This is a genomic window from Leeuwenhoekiella sp. NPDC079379, from assembly GCF_044542075.1.
Classification (GTDB): domain Bacteria; phylum Bacteroidota; class Bacteroidia; order Flavobacteriales; family Flavobacteriaceae; genus Leeuwenhoekiella.
Window position 1 is genome coordinate 318,088 of sequence record NZ_JBITTU010000002.1, and the last position, 17,692, is coordinate 335,779.

General features: G+C 35.7%; 10 protein-coding genes and 1 tRNA gene. 5 read left to right on the plus strand and 6 right to left on the minus strand.

Features of this window, described 5'->3' with window-relative positions; genetic code table 11:
• Positions 1–447 precede the first annotated feature (447 nt).
• On the minus strand, positions 448–2,496 hold the full coding sequence (locus tag ACIGAM_RS04910) for a tetratricopeptide repeat protein (RefSeq protein WP_396510342.1): 2,049 nt from the start codon (positions 2,494–2,496) through the stop codon (positions 448–450).
• A 327-nt stretch (positions 2,497–2,823) separates the two neighbouring features.
• On the opposite strand from ACIGAM_RS04910, the gene ACIGAM_RS04915 reads away from it, so the two are divergent.
• The 3 genes from ACIGAM_RS04915 to ACIGAM_RS04925 all read left to right on the plus strand — a co-directional run bounded on the left by ACIGAM_RS04915 (position 2,824) and on the right by ACIGAM_RS04925 (position 6,175).
• Entirely contained in the window at positions 2,824–4,068 is a 1,245-nt protein-coding gene (locus ACIGAM_RS04915; protein ID WP_396510343.1) for a sugar isomerase, read from the plus strand.
• Positions 4,069–4,221: 153 nt separating this feature from the next.
• A complete protein-coding gene (locus tag ACIGAM_RS04920; RefSeq protein ID WP_396510344.1) occupies positions 4,222–4,530 on the plus strand; it encodes a hypothetical protein in 309 nt (102 codons plus the stop codon).
• A 430-nt stretch (positions 4,531–4,960) separates the two neighbouring features.
• A complete protein-coding gene (locus ACIGAM_RS04925; protein ID WP_396510345.1) occupies positions 4,961–6,175 on the plus strand; it encodes a glycosyltransferase in 1,215 nt (404 codons plus the stop codon).
• Positions 6,176–6,243: 68 nt separating this feature from the next.
• Here ACIGAM_RS04925 and ACIGAM_RS04930 read toward each other — a convergent pair whose 3' ends face one another.
• The 4 genes from ACIGAM_RS04930 to ACIGAM_RS04945 all read right to left on the minus strand — a co-directional run bounded on the left by ACIGAM_RS04930 (position 6,244) and on the right by ACIGAM_RS04945 (position 12,791).
• Complete coding sequence (locus tag ACIGAM_RS04930) at positions 6,244–6,855, minus strand: alpha-ketoglutarate-dependent dioxygenase AlkB family protein (RefSeq protein ID WP_396510346.1); 612 nt, start codon at positions 6,853–6,855, stop codon at positions 6,244–6,246.
• 82 nt (positions 6,856–6,937) lie between these two features.
• Positions 6,938–8,470, minus strand: coding sequence for a cellulase family glycosylhydrolase (locus ACIGAM_RS04935; RefSeq protein WP_396510347.1), 1,533 nt, complete (start codon positions 8,468–8,470; stop codon positions 6,938–6,940).
• Entirely contained in the window at positions 8,467–9,693 is a 1,227-nt protein-coding gene (locus ACIGAM_RS04940) for a hypothetical protein (protein ID WP_396510348.1), read from the minus strand. Before ACIGAM_RS04940 ends, ACIGAM_RS04935 begins: the two co-directional genes overlap by 4 nt.
• Positions 9,690–12,791 carry a hypothetical protein gene (locus tag ACIGAM_RS04945; RefSeq protein WP_396510349.1) on the minus strand — a complete coding sequence of 1,034 codons (3,102 nt, stop codon included), beginning with the start codon at positions 12,789–12,791 and terminating at the stop codon, positions 9,690–9,692. Before ACIGAM_RS04945 ends, ACIGAM_RS04940 begins: the two co-directional genes overlap by 4 nt.
• A 187-nt stretch (positions 12,792–12,978) precedes the next feature.
• Between ACIGAM_RS04945 and ACIGAM_RS04950 the strand changes: the two genes are divergently transcribed.
• Positions 12,979–13,797, plus strand: coding sequence for a dolichyl-phosphate beta-glucosyltransferase (locus ACIGAM_RS04950; RefSeq protein ID WP_396510350.1), 819 nt, complete (start codon positions 12,979–12,981; stop codon positions 13,795–13,797).
• A gap of 133 nt (positions 13,798–13,930) precedes the next feature.
• Positions 13,931–14,004 (plus strand) — tRNA-Arg (locus ACIGAM_RS04955).
• Positions 14,005–14,080: 76 nt separating this feature from the next.
• On the opposite strand, the gene ACIGAM_RS04960 is transcribed toward ACIGAM_RS04955, so the two are convergent.
• Positions 14,081–17,611: a VCBS repeat-containing protein gene (locus tag ACIGAM_RS04960; RefSeq protein ID WP_396510351.1), complete on the minus strand. Its 3,531-nt coding sequence runs from the start codon at positions 17,609–17,611 to the stop codon at positions 14,081–14,083.
• Positions 17,612–17,692: the final 81 nt, after the last annotated feature.

Below are 17,692 nucleotides of genomic sequence, written 5' to 3' on the forward strand. Positions count from 1 at the left end.
AAATAGCTACAGCCAATATTATAATCCAGATCGAACCCATATTTTTATTTTAGCTTAAATATAAGAATTTGACAATTAAGTTTTTATTATCAAGCTAATAGAGATTACTTAAAAAACCGAACTAAAGTCAAAACATTACAGATAGGATACTTTATATTACTTTAAGTAGCCATCTTAAGGTTCATTAGATTAGCCGTTGACATAAGGTAGAGCTAGGAGCTTAAAGTCCGTTCTAGTACCTCACTATGGGCTTTACACTCCTATCCTAACGCAATCTATTCTCTAAATTTTCGTTTCTTTTAGCTAAATTATAATAAGAGAATCTGAACATTAGTCTCTGATATTTTTCTTCAATTCAAATAAAAAACCTGTTGTTTCCTTTTAAGGGAAACAACAGGTTTTTAGAATCTAGATATTAATTCATTTTAAATGGCTATATCAGATAGTTTATTTTTTAAAGATGGGTTTGTCAAAAGGTAACCAGCGAACGAGTAGACCTACTTCGCCAAATTCAAAACCACTTGCGAGCTCAGAAGCGATATTACTGTACTTGCCATATGCCGAAATTTGCAACTGAGAAGATGCCGCGTAGGTAATGTTTAATTCTGCTCTAAAGAGTGACGTTCCTTTTAGGTCTTCTACAAATTGATATCCACCGGCAGCAATAGCGTGAATATTAAATTTATTTATTTTCTGAAGCATCAAATCTGCAAAAATCTCTGTAGCCTGGTATTTAGATGGGCTAAAATACAATTCATTAATTTGCTCTTTATAACCTAAATACTGGTAGTTAAAACCCATTTTTAAGGCAGGTTTTTTTGTAAGGTTATAATATAATGAAGTAAATAGAAGTTTACGGTTGTTTTCGTCAGATTGTGCTGTATAGATCATTGAAGTGTACCACCCCAGACGTGTTGTTATTCCCCAATTATAATTTAGTAAATAGTTATTTAATGCAATTTTTTCTTCAATTAACTGAGCGTTAAAATTTTGTAATTCACGTTTGTAGCCTATTTCTAGATTCTGGCGTTTAAAGGGTTTTGTTTTAAGACTAATTCCAGCTTGCCAGTCTGTATAATCACGGTCAAATGTAAGTGCCTTTATCAAACCCGCGCTGGTTTGCAAATCATAACCTGGAGCAAATTGATAATTAAGTTTAAGTCCCATTTCGTAGGCTTGAGCTTCCTGGCCGCTAATTCCATTTTTTGTTATTCGGTAGCCATAATTAGCTTCGGTTTGAAATGATGTTGACAACGGTAATGCTGCGTTAAAACCATAACTGTATGCTGTATTTTCTCCGTTATCTTTAGTGATTGAAGCACGTGCTCCCAGTATAGGGGCATAGGTGAGATCTAAGGTTTTAACAAGCCCCATCGCATCTGCCTGACCTTCATAGAAAGCTATGGTTTTATTTGCATACTCATAGGATTTTAAAGGCTCATCGTTAGCACGGTATGCGTTCGCTATTCCCAGATTACCATCAAAAGAAGTAGTGTCTTGGACTAATATTTTCTCGTAGCTTGCAATAGATTTTTTAAAATCTCCTGTGTACATACCAAGCATTGCTTGTAAAGCAAGTATTGAGTTATTAGTAGGGTATTGAGCTGTAAATTCTTCAATTTTAGATTGAGCCTCCTTGTATTTTGCATTCCATATTAAAGCTTGCGTATAGCGTTCTGCCGCAGGGATAAATACCAGCGAATCATTTTTATATTCCTGAGCCATCTCAAATGCTTCGGTAGCTGTGCTCAAAGCCAATTTTTCATTTTCGGCAAGATGCTGTACTAGGGAGATTCCTATTTTACCGGTAATACTATCTTTTTTAGATTCTGTAAAACCAGTATAGATAGCAGTAGCATCTTCAAAATTCTTTTCTTTCAAATAAATATTTAGCTGATTAAGCTGCGTATCGCGATCTTTAGGAAAATCTACCAGATTAGAATCTAGCATAATAAGTGCGGGCTCAATAGCTCCTTGTTTAACTAGTTCTCCTGCTTTTCCCAGTCGTATATACTTGCGAGAAACTAATGCGTTAGGATTGCCGGGGCTCACCTCAAGTGCCCGCCTAATATACTCTAAAGCCGGGTCATATTTTTTTAAATTAGAAAGTGTATTTGCATACCCAAGTAAGGCTCCAAAGTTTTTTGGGTTGTTTACTACTAAGTTTTTATAGTAAGGGGCAGCTTCATCAAATTTTTTATTCCACAGTAGAGCTTCGGCATAGTTTAATTCTATTTCCAGATCATTAGGAAAGTCAACAAGCATTGTTTCAAAAAGATCCAGTGCTTCATCAGGATCACTACCTAAGCCTAAAGCTCGTGCATAACATAATTGTGCGGTCTTATTATCAGGGTAATCTTTTAATACTTCAGCAAAAAAAGCTTTAGCTTCAGCATTTTTTCCTTCTTCTAAATAGGTAAAACCTTCTTGCATATTTTGGGCTGTTGCAGTAAGGGTAATAAGAAAAAGAATAAAAAGTGCAATTGTAGATTTCATAACTTTGATTTGGATAATGCAATTTAGGGGTATAGTTGCTAATTTTAATCTATAGGCTTTAACCATTCACCTATACTTATATACCACTCACGGTTTTTACGGGATTCAGCGCTCTTATTTTATCAGAATCATCGCTTTATTTGGCTAAATAGTTGGTTTTTAGTCTCTTTAAAATATTTTCTATGTTCAGTTGTGATAACGAAGTTTAACAACCATTCAACTACAGCAACGTACCATCTACCGAAATTCACCAAATTCAAATTGCCTCCTTTTCGATATTTGCATCATATTATATAAGCCGCAGCTTATTTAAAACGAACCATAGCAATGATCGCAATTCCATTTATCCAGAAGAAAATAACCCCACAGCAGCTTTTTATGTTGAGTGCCCTTATAGTAAACGCAGGAAACTACGTTTATAATTTAGTTCTGGGCAGGATATTAGGACCTGCAGCCTTCGCAGATGCCGCAATTATAATAACACTACTATTAGTATTGTCGTTTGCTGCGATGACCTTTCAATTAGGTACAGCACGGTATATGGTTTTATTAGAAAATCAAGATAAAATCTCATTCTTAAAGACCATAAATAAATGGGGGTTAAGGGTAGGTCTTATTCTTGGAGCTTTATTTGTTGTTTTTGCTGAAAATCTACAATTGCTTTTTCAAACGGAATCTAAAGCGATGTTTATCGTATTTGGAGTTGCGGTACCACTATATTTTATAATGAGTATAAACCGCGGTATCTTTCAAGGAAATCAAGATATGTTGTCACTTGCAAAAACATATCAATTTGAGATGTGGAGCAGACTGGTTTTAACCTTGCTTTGTATTTTAATATTTAAAGATAATCCCGCCATTGGAGTTGCAGTAGGAGTAGGTCTTTCATTATTTATCGCTCAGTTTCCTAAAAGCAAACAACAACAATCTAACGCAGAAACTACAAAACTTGATACAGAATTAAAAGCTGAAATAGTACGTTTTTTCTTAATTACGGCTTTCTATGAAGGCACGCAAATTCTCATAAACAATAGTGATATCTTAATGGTAAAACATTATTTTGATAGTTATGAAGCTGGTTTATATGCTTCATTAGCACTCATAGGACGCGTAGTTTACTTTGTTGCCTGGATGTTTGTTATGGTTCTTTTACCGGTTGTGGTAGACAAGCATAAAAAGGGTGAAGACACTAAAGCAATACTTTTAAAGTATGTAGGTTATATAACGTTACTAGCGGTTTCGATTATTCTTATCTGTTTTGCAGCACCTAAACTTATTGTAAGTCTGCTATTTGGAGAAGCTTATTTAGAGGTTGCATCCTTGTTAGGCCCTTATGCATTAGCTACTGGTTTATTTGCAATCGCAAATCTGTTTGCATACTATTTTCTTTCACTTGGTAAATATATTCCAGTATTTATAGGTCTTGTAGGAGGAATCTTTCAAATATCTTTTATAGTATTTTTTCACGACAGTTTACTCGAGGTAGTGATCGCGCAAAACGCAGCTATGATATTTCTTGTAAGCGCTCAAATAGGTTATTTCTTATTATTTAATAGAACTAAAACGCATTAGCATTCAGTTCGTTGTAGGAAATAAGAGATAACAAGCTCTAATTCTGTAAGAAAATGTTAAAAAAATAAAATTAACGTGTATTTCATCGAATATAATTGTCTGTAAAGGATAAACGGTATTATATTTACGCTGTAATACAAAACAAACCCACTTATGTCTAAAATTATTTCTGCTAGTTTATTATTATTTGCGTGCTCTTTTAGCTTTGCAAATACATTTGAGTCTGGTATTACATCACAATTAATAGAAACATATTTTGTACAAGAAGCAGTAGTTTCTTCTAGTGTTCAAGTAGATTTTTCAGAAAAAAGCATACAGGTTTCTCAAAATATTGCGTCAGAATTACCTGATGCCGTACTACGATTACACGATCTTAAGAAAGTAAATTTTAGAGGTGAAATTATTTATACACGTTCACCTTTAGAACTATCAACTTTAAAATCGCATATTAAAACAGTATAAATTTAAGTTAGCCAGTGATCCCCAAATCATAGTGAACCCGTCTTAAATTCTTAACCCAAATTATAATTGATTATTACAATTACAGCAAACCCCTTATTTTAAATTAATACCGCTCACAGAATCCCAAATCAGGTGGTTTTGATTTAAAAAAACAATTACAGCGATTACCCCAAATCGTAATAGATTTTAAGAATTTAAGTTGGGAGAAAGGCCCGTTGCGCAAGCACGGGTTTTTCATTTTATAGCTATTTTACTATTCACTTCTTCTCGGTTACCTTTAAATCAAATATTTAGATATAAAATACTACGTAAATTCCATTAGACGGCTTAAAAATACCACTCGTCTACATAGCGTTGCTTGCTAACGTTTTTTAGTCTGAAACTTTCCTGCTTAGTTGCAAATTTGTATCAGAATTAAAAAACAAATCAAATGAAATTAGCAATCGTAACTGCATTCCCTCCAAGTAAAGTGACTTTAAATGAATACGCTTATTACCTGGTAAAAGCATTTAGAGCAAATCAAGAGGTATCAGAACTTATTCTTCTTACAGATGTATCTACAGAAACGGCTAATATGCATTTAGATGTTGACGGTTGTAAAGTGACTGTAAAATCGTGCTGGAGTTTTAATAGCTACTCAAATATTGTTTCTGTGGTGCGTGCGTTAAAAGAGACAAAGCCAGACGCGGTTCTATTTAACCTTCAGTTTATGAAATTTGGAGATAAGAAAATACCAGCAGCTTTAGGTTTGGCTTTGCCCGGCATTTGCAAGCTTATGGGATTACCTACCGTGGTATTGTTACACAATATTATGGAGCAGGTAGATCTAAATGAAGCTGGTTTTACTGCAAATAAGTTTATGCAGCGTGCTTATAATTTTATAGGTACCCAGCTCACTAAAATGATTCTGAAGGCAGATTTTGTTGCCCTTACCATAAGTAAATATGTTAGCATTCTACAAGAAAAATATACGGCAAATAATGTAGGTCTTATACCGCACGGAACTCTAGAATTACCTGCAGAGCCTAGTTATGAACTTCCAGCTGGACCTTTACGGGTAATGACTTTCGGAAAATTTGGAACGTATAAGAAAGTTGAAATGCTTATTGAAGCGGTAGAACATCTTCGCAAGATTGTAGATCTTGATATAGAGATAGTTGTAGCAGGTACAGATAATCCTAATGTAAAGGGCTACTTAGATGGTGTACAGGCGCGATATGCGCACGTAAAGCAATTAATATTTACGGGATATGTAGCCGAAGAAGATGTGCCAAAACTTTTTGAAGAGAGTGCAGTAGTGGTCTTCCCATATACTTCTACGACAGGAAGTAGCGGTGTATTGCATCAGGCTGGCAGTTATGGTAAAGCGGTTGTTATGCCAGATTTAGGAGACCTAGGAATACTTTCTCGCGAAGAAGGGTATGAAGCTCGCTTTTTTGAACCAAATAACATTAAAGATCTTGCAAAAGCGTTAAGCGAAGTCCTTGTTGATCAAAATTATAGAACGAGAATGGGGCAGGCAAACTATAAAGCTGCCACAGCATTACCTATGGATGCCATTGCAAAAAAATATATTGAAGTTTTCAAACAAATCATCAGCAATAAAGAACAAAAAACAAGTAACGATTTAATTATCGTTCGTTAGTCTTTCGCCCCCATTTGATTTGGTTGAACTCCTTTCGCTTTCCCTAGAGCGTTGGGAGTTCTTTGATTCTAGTGATTTTCAACAGTTCTAAATGTAAGATTAACTCGTTGCTCAGCAACTCGCTTAGTAGGAGGTAGTCTGTGTACCCAGTGGTCTTGCGTATTATCTTTCATAATAAGCAGGCTGCCAGATTCCAGAAAAACATCAATTCGCTCCTTAGTTTCTTTGTGTTTAAAAGCAAACTTGCGAGCAGCTCCAAGACTTATAGAGGCAATAGCTCCATGTTTTTTTAGGTCTTTTTCTGCATCACTATGCCAGCCCATTCCTTCGTTACCATCGTGGTAAAGATTTAATAAACACGAGTTAAATGTTTCTCCGGTTCTTTGTTCAGTTTTTTCTTTTAACTCTAGTAATGCAGTAGTCCAGGGTAAGGCAGACTTGGTTGTTTTAGAGTAGGTGTACTCAAATGGTTTATCACCATACCAGGCAACTTTACGTTTTGTAACTATCTTTTTACCAAAAATTACAGCTTCGTCATTACGCCATTCAATTGTAGCTAAAAGTGTATTTAAATAGTCGTTAGCAGCATTTTCATCTATAAGCTTTCCAAAGTAATTTACCGTACCATCTTGAGGCAGTAGATTCTTAGTTGCGTCTGGTTCTATATCGAATAATTTCATATTCCTTTTTTGAAAAATATACGATTTTCAGCTATTTTTTAAGCTGAAGATTCAAATAAAAGTTCTTTTTTCCTCCTAAATTTTAGCGAGCATTTGTGTATTGTTTAACAACCTCCACAGCTTTTTTAGCTTCACCATTATCTTTATAAAGCCCAAAGTGTTTTTGTTGTGCTTTACGCCAGGGCAATCTGCCCACTACCGCAGTAGGAATTTCATTAAAATCATACAATGTCCAAAGCGTATAGTTCAACTCATTTTGCGCAGCAAAACCTAAAAAGTCTGAATAGTAGTCGGCTTGCTTTTGTTCACTAGCGCCTAACGGATTCCAAATTCCGGAATAGGTAGAGAGACCAAACTCTTGCAGTACTAAAGGTTTACTGGTTTTTGATTTTAATTCTTTAAATTCGGTTTTAAAACTTTCAAAACTTTGATAGGAGTGAAAGGAAACAATATCTACAGACTCTAATAATAGTTGTGCAGATTGTAAGTTAGACCAGCCAATAGTTACCGCAGTTTTGGGGTCAAGTTGTTTTATGTGTGCTAAATGACTTTTTAACCAGAAGCGCACCAGTTTTTCACCTCTCGAATCAAAGTCAAGATTGGGTTCATTTTTGACATCATAACAAGCCAGTGCCGGATGCCCTTTTAAAGCGTTTACGATTTGTCTGGAATGCATAAAGGTATTAGACCAATCAATAACGGAATAGTCTCCGTAAAAATCAAACAAAGTAACAATGACCTGAAGCTTTTGTTTATGAGCAACATCCATTAAAATTTTTAGTTTTACTAATTTCTCGGCTTTTACATCGGCCTCCCCAAAATCTTTATATCCTACAAATACACGAATCGTATTAAAACCTAGAGATCTAATCTTTTTAAAGTCTGTACTTAGTGTGTCTTGATTAAAGGCTTCTCCAAAGGTGTCCCAGGCACTACTTTTAGGATAGTAATTGACTCCCTGATGGAGGTCTTTAAATTTAGTAACGATGCCTTTTTGTACGATAGAATCCTTTTTTAATGATGGGATTTTTACAAATTGACGGATGCGCCAAAAACCATCTTCAAGTAGCATGACCACGCGATAGGTGGAGCTTGATTGTTCTTCTAAAAGCAATTCTTCTCCCTTAAAAACCCGTTTTGCCTCCTCTACATTGTTGTCTGTAAAACTGATTAACTGGCCGTCTGCGCTGTAGAATTCTAATTTGAGGTCGTGACTTAATGTTGTCGCTTCGATACGCGTATTTGCCGAATTATTTACAGTTATGAGTGAGTCAATTTTTTTTCTGGCACTCTCTGTATAGTAATCTTCAAGTCCTTTTTGCTCACCGCTATTAAATGCTACTTCCCGTACATACCACGCATTAAGATAATCTTGTGCTACTCTTTTCTGAGTAGGTTTTTCTAAAGGTCTGCTAGGGTTTAGTGTATCACTCCATAATAAATGGGGCTTGTATACGCTTTCACTCTTAAGTGATAGGTTGAGCATTTTACTTTTATCTGCTCCTGTATTTAAGTAGGTAATGACCTGGCTAATCGCAGAAACAATTAAAAGATTTAACCCTATAAAGGTTAAAATGAGCAGCGCTCTATAGATGTTTTTATTTTGGTTTTTCACAGTTCTACACCTTCTAACGTGTGAGTAACTCCTAAAACTTCAAGCTTAAAATTATAAATGCCTGTTTTATAGAAGTCTTTTTTGAACTCAAAATTTACGCTTCCTGATTCAGTTTTCTTACTTATAGTTTGTGTGCTGCCATCTGGCTTTAAAATATGTATTTTAACTAAAGTTCCTTCTGCAAGTATTTGATTAAGGCGACCCCTCAAAGGGCCAACGTTTAATACGTTATTTTTAGAATCCCAGTTGGTCTTAATTTCTTTCAATGCAGGTTCATATTCCACTCTTAGTGTATTGCTTTGAGTGATCCCGGTTACAAAGGCAGTAATTTCCCAGATTTGAGGTTTTGATGGGTGTAAAAGTGATGCTTTTGCACTTCCGTTAATAGTATTACCCGAAGTTTGTAATACTTCGCCATTATTTGTTTTTACTATAAAATTTACCTGCGTAGCATCGGGAATACTGTTTCCGTAGATATCCTTTATATCACTTGATATAAAAGTAGTAATCTGGTCACTGTCTGCATATTTGTTTGACCGTGAATAGGTAATCTTAAAAGGCGTGGCCAGATTTGCATCTACATAAATAGTCTGTAGTTTTGAGGTGATACTGTTGCTATTTGCTGCGGTAAATATGCGACCAGATTTTTTAGTAGAATAGGTATTCTTCCAGCTAATAAAGTTTTTAACCTCTAAATCTTCCTGCTTTTCTATAGTTTCAAAAGCTGTAGTTAAGGTAACAACAGTATTATCTGGTAAGGGGTTATCAAATTGATCTGTAGGCAGTAGTGTAAGCTGAGCAAAATCATTGCCTCCGGCAGCAATACGCTGAGGTCCTAGATAGGATTCGATTTTAGTTGTTGCCTTTGGGTTAGTCGTGATAGTAAAAAAGCCATCAGTAATTCTTTCCGATTTTTTAACTAGAACCCAGTTTACAACACCGCTCAACTTGTTTAAAGGGCTTGGTATAGAAAATTTAATCTGCCCATTATCCGTAGCGCCTGGCTCTAAAATCACCGTAGCGAGTGCTGTAGAAACGATAAGGTGCAGATTTCTGGCATTTCCTTTAAACTGAAGTTGTATTAGTTTACCAACTTCAAATTGATTTTGAATAGTAAGTAATGTAATGTGATAAGACTCATCCGTATCTTGAGGTTTAATCGTAAACCCTAATAGAAAAAGGAAGCAAACTACCCATATATGTGTTAAGAATTTTTGCATCATCGCGGATTACCAAGATAACTATTGATTTCTACTTTAAGAAAACCACCTTGAGGTAACTCAATTTTTGAAGCATCTTCCTGCTTTCGATTTCGGTTAGGAACCACCTTACGTGCGATTTCTATGTTAGGTAGGCCGTTTACAAAAATAGCCTGCATGGAGTCATTTATAAGTTGGGTTTCTTTAATATCTAACTTAAGAGTCAAATTTTGTTTACGTTGTTGACGAACACCTTCTTGTAAAAAATGATGGGATACCCATTGCAATTGATTATCTGCAGTATAATATGACAAGAGCAGTTGTGGTATTGTTGCCTGTTGTGTACCGGTATTAAACAGCGTAGTGGTAAGGGTAGTGTCATTAATCTCAAGACTGTTAATAGTTAGTCTTTTATAAAGATCTGTATTCGCAACATTAGCCGAAACATGAAGGTCAAAGTTTACCGGTTTTCCCGCAAGTTCTACCGGGGTAAATTGATCTGGATTAAAAGTAAGCGGGGCGTGATCATCCTGATTAATCCAGGCCGTACCTTCAAATTCTATTTTAAATGAAGTAATCTCTTTTGGCATTAGTTTATGCTTCATCTCATACTTAGCATTATAGGTAGCTAATTCTTGATTTTGCTCATCATATAACGTTCCTTTTACAGAGACATCTGCAGGAACATTATCTACATTTTGAATTTCGCCTACAATTATATAGTCATTTTCTACTTTTAATAATCTAGCGGAAAGTACCTCAAGTACTGGTTGCTTCAATATATCCTCATGGTAGGTTTGTTCAGAAGTGATGCGGCGTCTTCCGTGGTTATAAAAATCAGTTTCATTTACGGTGATTAACTGGTCTGGCGGAAGATCTAATTCAGGTTTTTTAGGTTTTATATACCACTTTCCCTTTCGTTTTATCAATTCAAAATCTTCTTTAGTATTTATAAGTTCTAATGGCGTAATCCATTTTGCTTTAGCAGTCGCCAGCGCGCTGCTATCGGTTTCTTTATTTAGTTTGATAGCAATCGCATCTAGTTTTGCGTAACTGTTTAACAGGCCATCTGTAACGGCAAACTCGAGCATAAATTGATCAAGCGATTTGTCACTTTGCGGATCAAAATAAGAATATGCCCGTTCTAACTCTTTAAAGTCTAATGCGTCAAAATAAGCTTCCAGAACATTTTTAGGGGCAATCTGGTCTGCATTCTTTAGATAAAAGGTGTAAACCCCAAAGGCAAAGCAACAAACAACGATTAACCCGTAAAAATGGGCAATATTAAATAATAATTGGGAGCGTTTTTGAGAGGTTTTCGCAGTTGCGGAAAAATCAATCTCCCATTGCATATAGGGTGGTTTTTTAGGTTTTTTAGACCGAAGCGCACGCACCCAAATAGATTGGATATTTATAACAAATGCAATTAAAACCGTAAGTAGCGGAATGATTCCCCACATTAAAATAAGAAAAAGCGGAATATCATCTTTAGGTAAAATTTCGGCAAGAGGAGGTACGCCTAGTTTTTCCCATACCATTATACCATTCTCTAATAGTCCCAGTCGCTGCCAGCCGGCGAAATATAGAATAGGATCGTAAAACTTATCGTTTGAAAATACATATTTGAGATTGTATTTTTCAGGAACAGTTAAAAACTGCTGAAGCGAACCAATACCTTCTACACCTCTAAATTTTGAATTTTCGAGACGTTCAATTGCTCGTGTAGTTAATTCTGGCAATCTGCGAGCAGAGTGGTAATTACCGTCAACGGTCATTGCATCTGTTTGAGCAGAAAGCCAGGCAATTTGATCGCCAAAGCCTAAGGGTAAAAAGCGCCATTTGTAATGCATATCCTGATTAAGGAAGTTTACTATGGGTAGCATTTTAATAGGTTTAGGTTGAGAAGGTCTAAAGTTACTTAGGGTCATCGTAAAAATGGTAGTTCCTAAGAATATTGCGGCCATAAACCCGGCAAGAATACGATGGTACAAACCTCCTAGTTTTGTACTCAAGAAAGTTTTATAATCTCCTTCTGCAAAACGATAAACAAATTCTCCAAAAAGTGGTAAAACCATAATGCTTCCCCATAAGGTAAAACGGTCTAAGGTTAAAATATTAAACGCGTTATCACCTAAGATAATTTTTGGAATGGGTGTGGTTCCACCAGTTCCTAAGATGGTTAGCATCGTAAGCGAAAGCCCGAAAAATAAATAACGCTTGCTGTAATACCGGTAAAAAAAGTAGGGCATAAGAAGCAACAAAATACCCCACGGAATTAAAAAGAAAACAAGACCGCTGGAGGTTATTTCTAAAAAATTATCGCGAGACCCGTGCGGGATGGGGACCTGGGTGATCGGATTATTTTTAGTATTTACCCAATAGGGAAGAATGCATGTAATTATAAGAAATAGCGCAGAAAAACCGAATGCGATCATACGCTTCAGCAATTTAAAGAATGCTTTTAAAAACACTTTAAATGTAATCTCTTTCATTGTAGATACCTGCGATCTAGCTTGATCCATAACAGCCATACCTATTAGAGGGAAAATAAAAAAGACCATTCCAAAAATAGGAGTTACATGATGCGAGCAGACTGTAACAGCTAATAAGGACAAGGAGGTAACAAAATACTTTTTTCGACCGGTAATAAGCCACAAATAGATTTCAGGAAGGCAGTGCATAAGTATAGAAACCCCTATTATGCTAGGCAGTTGTCCAAAAACATGCAGTGTTTCAACAAAAGAAGATGAGAATACAGCGAGAATTGCAGCATAGCCTGCAGCATTTGCATTTGCCGTAATAAGTAAAGCAAATCTATAAACGCCAGTTATAAATAGAATAATACCGATTAAAGCCACGGTAAACATTCCAAATTTTAGTCCGCCTACAAGCGATAAAACTGCAATTGCCTGATGCACCAGCGGCGGATACCCCATAACCGTAAAGCCGGTGTACCAGCTATAATTCCACGGTTCAAACCAGTGTGTGGCATAATGATCTGCAAAAAAGAGGTGTATTAAGGCATCGTAGGTTCCTTCTAAAGTGAAAAAAATTCCAAAACCATGAAATACAACCCCTATAAGCAAGGCTATAATTAAATATCTGTTTGGAGTACTCTTCATTTATATGGATTGCAACTGTTTTCTTATTTCTTACAAAGCTAAGATAAGACTTTCGATGAATGGCTCGTCTGTCGATGAACGGTTTTCGTCTAAAGTGAAGGTTTAGCTATCGAAAATCAACAAAGTAGCCCTCGTAACCACGGTATGTTTGCAGTGTAATTAATCGATTTAGTAAAAACAACACACTATGAAAACTGCAATTATAATACCTTGTTACAACGAAGCAAACCGAATCAACAAAGCTGCTTTTAAAAGCTTTATCAACAAATCTGAAAATTACCATTTATGTTTTGTAAATGATGGTAGTAAAGATGAAACTCTTAAAGTTTTAAAGAGTATACAAAAAGTAGATGAGAGTAAAGTAACTGTTATTGATATGAAACGTAATTCTGGTAAAGCTGCTGCAGTTAGAGCAGGTGCCCGTTATTTATATAACAGAGAGGATATTGCTAATGTAGGATTTATAGATGCAGATCTTTCTACAGATTTTGAAGACTTTATTGCATTAGATGATACGTTAAAACGCAATACTACATTAAAAATGGTTTTTGGTTCACGAGCAAAAGACAATGATGGCGATGGTATACAAAAAGACCCGTTACGAGCATTATTCTCTAAAATTATTAAAATGTGTGTATTTTTAATTTTAGGTCTTCCCATAGAAGATACTCAATGTGGAGCTAAAGTTTTTAGAAAAGAATTAATACCGGTTATCTATGCAACAAGCTTTTTAAGCAAGTGGTTATTTGATGTAGAAATGTTTATTAGATTAAAAAAACATATGGGTGGAAAAGATGCTGTTATGCAGGTTATTAAAGAGCAGGCTTTAAACAGATGGGTACACGTTGATGACTCTAAATTAGGATTAAAAGACTCATTAGAAATTCCGTTACGACTATTAGTTATCTGGTTTAATTACAACATATTATCAACAGGAGGAGATTTCTATGCAATGGAAGAAGCAGAAGCATTTACAGAAATCGCTGGTTTGCCGATGGCAGCATAAATTTTTACATTAATTACGAAGTTAAAAGTCAGATACATAGTGATCTGGCTTTTATTTTTAAAATAATATTTATTTTTTTTCAACTTATACTTTAACTTTTTAGTTAAAGCATTATATTTGCACCCGCAAAAAGGGTCGCGTAGCTCAGTTGGATAGAGCATCTGCCTTCTAAGCAGACGGTCACAGGTTCGAATCCTGTCGCGATCACTTCTTCAAAGCCTCAGTTTTACTGAGGCTTTTTTTATTTATAAGATTTTGAACTAAAACTTTAAATCTTTCAGATTTAATTTTTAAACACGACGCTCTTCTTTCCTTTAAAATTTTCTACCTCAACTTTAGCAATTGTAGTATCAATTTTAAGTGATCTGGAAGATTGAGATAAATAGGAGGAGCCGTAATAGAATTCTATAGCACGCTTCTTTCCATTTTTATACGTAATTAGACCTTTTGCAGCAGCCGCGTCAATTTGCAACGTTTTAAAGGATTGTGCATTTGTAGGTTCGTAGGTTAAAAGTGAATCAGAATTTCGACCAAATACATAGCGTGAACTTTGATTTCCTGCAAGAACCGCAGAACCACGTACCTGTCCCTCTAAATTTAAACCATCTTCATAAATGCCCATTGGCTGAAAGCCTCCCGTACCATCACCAGTTAATATAAGCCCCTTTAAGGCATCATATCCTCCTGCATCAACGCTGGTCCCAAAATCGTTACCACTTACGATTAGATCTAAGATATTGTCGTTATTTAGATCATCAACCAGTATGCTGTAAATGGGGCCTAATTGTGCAGCTTTAGGTAAGGGGTTTATTGTAAAAGTGCCATCTCCATTATTCAATAATATTGATGATGCAAACATGAAGGCTCGCGCACTGTAAGCACGGCTTTTTTCTTGTGAGGTAAGAACGTCGTTTAAGCTTGCATTTGCATAACTGGCATAATTGGGAAATTTTTTCTTCATAGCAGGTATCTGCTTGATCAAATCATCTCTTGAGTGAACAAGTACCTGTACGCCATTTTTATAAGCTGCAATAATAGGATCAATGCTCCCATTATTATCATAATCTAAAGCATAAATGGTCATGGGCTCTTCTGAAGAAACCTGGTATTTTGTATTTAATCCTAGATTTCCTACCACGTAATCAATATCGCCATCATTATCAAAATCACCAGCATTAATTGAGTTCCACCAGCCAGATGTTTTATTAAGTCCCGTGCTTGCTGTATTATTCTGAAAAGCACCATTTTCATTTTCTATAAATTGAATGGCCATAAACTCACCTACAACCACCAGATCTGTGTCGCCATCATTGTCGTAATCACTCCATAAAGCATCGGTTACCATTCCTAATTTAGATAGGGAAGGAGCTAGATTTTTTGTTTTGTCTTTAAAGACACCATTTTCATTTACCAGTAAATAACTTTGTCCCGGTAATGGATATTTAAGAGCTGAAAGTCTGCCACCTATAAACAAATCTAGATCACCGTCTTTATCAAAGTCAGCTGCACGTACACACGATCCGCTGGCAGTAATTTGTGGTAATGCGTAGGGGTTCAATTTAAAATTACCTCGCCCATCGTTTATATACAAACGATCTTGATAAAACTCTGATTCTGGATAAAATTCATTACTTCCTGATGCGATATACAAATCGAGATCACCATCATTATCAGCATCAAAAAGCAAAACTCCGGTGTCTTCTTCAAATTTTTCTTTTGCGTTAGCCAAAAGAGCTGTCTGATTAAATGTTCCATTTTGAGATCCCAGAAAAAATTGACCGCTTTGATTGTAGGCACCACCTATAAAAAAGTCTTCATAGCCATCATTATTAATATCTCCTACAGCTATACCAGGTCCTTGAAATGAGTGTTTATGCGGTAACAAAAACTGACGGTTAAAATCATTGTAAAAAGGATCTTCCTGCAGATACTCTACGGTACTTTTTTTACTTACCTCAACCATAAATTGCTTCGGTTTCGTTTTAGCTTTTAGAATATATTCGGCTAAATCATTTTCTGAAAGCTTCAGTAATTGATTTGCTTTAACGTTTTTTATAATTCCCATCTTCCCGGTAGGCCAGGAAATGATTAGGCTGTCTATATTTTGTGATGTTAGGCCAAAATGCAAAACGGGATCAACAGACGATTGATAGCCACGGGTAACACTTTGCTTAATTTTCTGAATTTTCCCATCTTGATAAAGAGCTATTTCGCTTCCGAAGGCAAAAGTATTTAATGAATCGCCGGTTAATGAAACCCGCAGATAATTACTGTTTTTAGTTTGGTTTTCATAGATAAAAGCTTTCGCATTAATATTATTTACAACTAAATCAAGATCACCATCATTATCAAGATCTGCGTAAGCTGCACCATTAGATAGCGACGGTTCGCTCAATCCCCACGGGTTAGAAACGTTTTCAAAATGAAGCGAATCTCTATTTTTAAACATATAATTAGCCAACCTAAGTGCAGGCATCGCTTTGGCTTTATTTTTTAAAATGGAATCTAATGTTTTTAGCGTAGGATTGCCCGATAGGGTGCTGGTGTAGTTTATAAAATCAAGATCGGTTATATCACGTAAATACCCGTTTGTAATGTATAAATCTTTGAGACCGTCATTGTCAAAATCTGCAAATAGGGGAGACCAGCTCCAACTTGTAGCATCTATACCTACAAGTTGACCTACTTCAGAAAAACTTTGTTCGTTTGCTGAAGTACCGCCGGTATTTATTTGCAAATTGTTACGCATATATTGAGGTAAATATCCCTCTTGAAGCGTGTATTGAAATAAGTCGTTATTCAATGGGCCAGACATCTTTTTCTCCTGAATATTATCTGGAGGAAGCATATCTGCAGTAACAATATCAACCAGGCCATCATTATTGAAATCTGCGAGGTCATTACCCATACTAAAATGGCTGTTATGTCCCAGAAATACATGTGCTTGCTCTGTGAAAGTTCCGTCTTGATTATTTATGTATAGATAGTCATTTGCTATAAAATCGTTTGTTATAAAAATATCATCCCAGCCGTCATTATTTATATCTGCAGTACCTATTCCCAGACCCATACCATCGTAGAGAATTCCTGCCTCGAGGGTAACATCTGTAAAATTGATGTTGCCGGTTTCTGCCTCCATATTTTTATAGAACCGGTCATTTGCGAGACCGCTACCGTCCTTTGTTAATGCCTTTACATTATTAGGATCGCGTATCTCGTTACTGTGATTGAGTAAGTACATATCTAGATCCCCGTCGTGATCAAAATCTAAAAATGCAGCCTGAGTAGAGTAGCTGGTATCGGCTAAACCATAAGTCGCAGCTTGTTCTTTAAAAGTGGTATCTCCCTGATTTATATAGAGTAGGTTTGCACGTTTTTCTGGGATATAATTCCCAGATCTACTTACATATATATCAAGTAAACCATCGTGGTTAATATCTATCATGGTTACACCGGTAGACCATCCCGATTTATTTATTCCTGCGGAAACTGTTATGTCTTTAAACTTGAAGTCACCTAAATTCAGATATAATTTATCATCTACAAAATTGCCTGTAAAATAAATATCTGTCAAGCCGTCATTATTAATATCACCTAGCGAAACGCCACCACCATTATAAACATAAAAATAATCGACCATATTAAAATCGGTATTTTCTACAATGGTATTTGTAAAGTCAACTCCTGTTTCTTTTGAAGTGTGTAATTTGAATAAGCTGCTTTCAGTTATGGCTTCATTAGTTTTAGGTGAAGTACACGCAGCAACACTAAAAATGAGCAGTATTGATTTAAAGTAAAAAGAAAAACGATGCATTAATTTGATTTAGATGAGAAAACTAAAGATAGAAATAGGTCATTAAAAAACCTGCCATTTCTGGCAGGTTTTCTTAAAGAA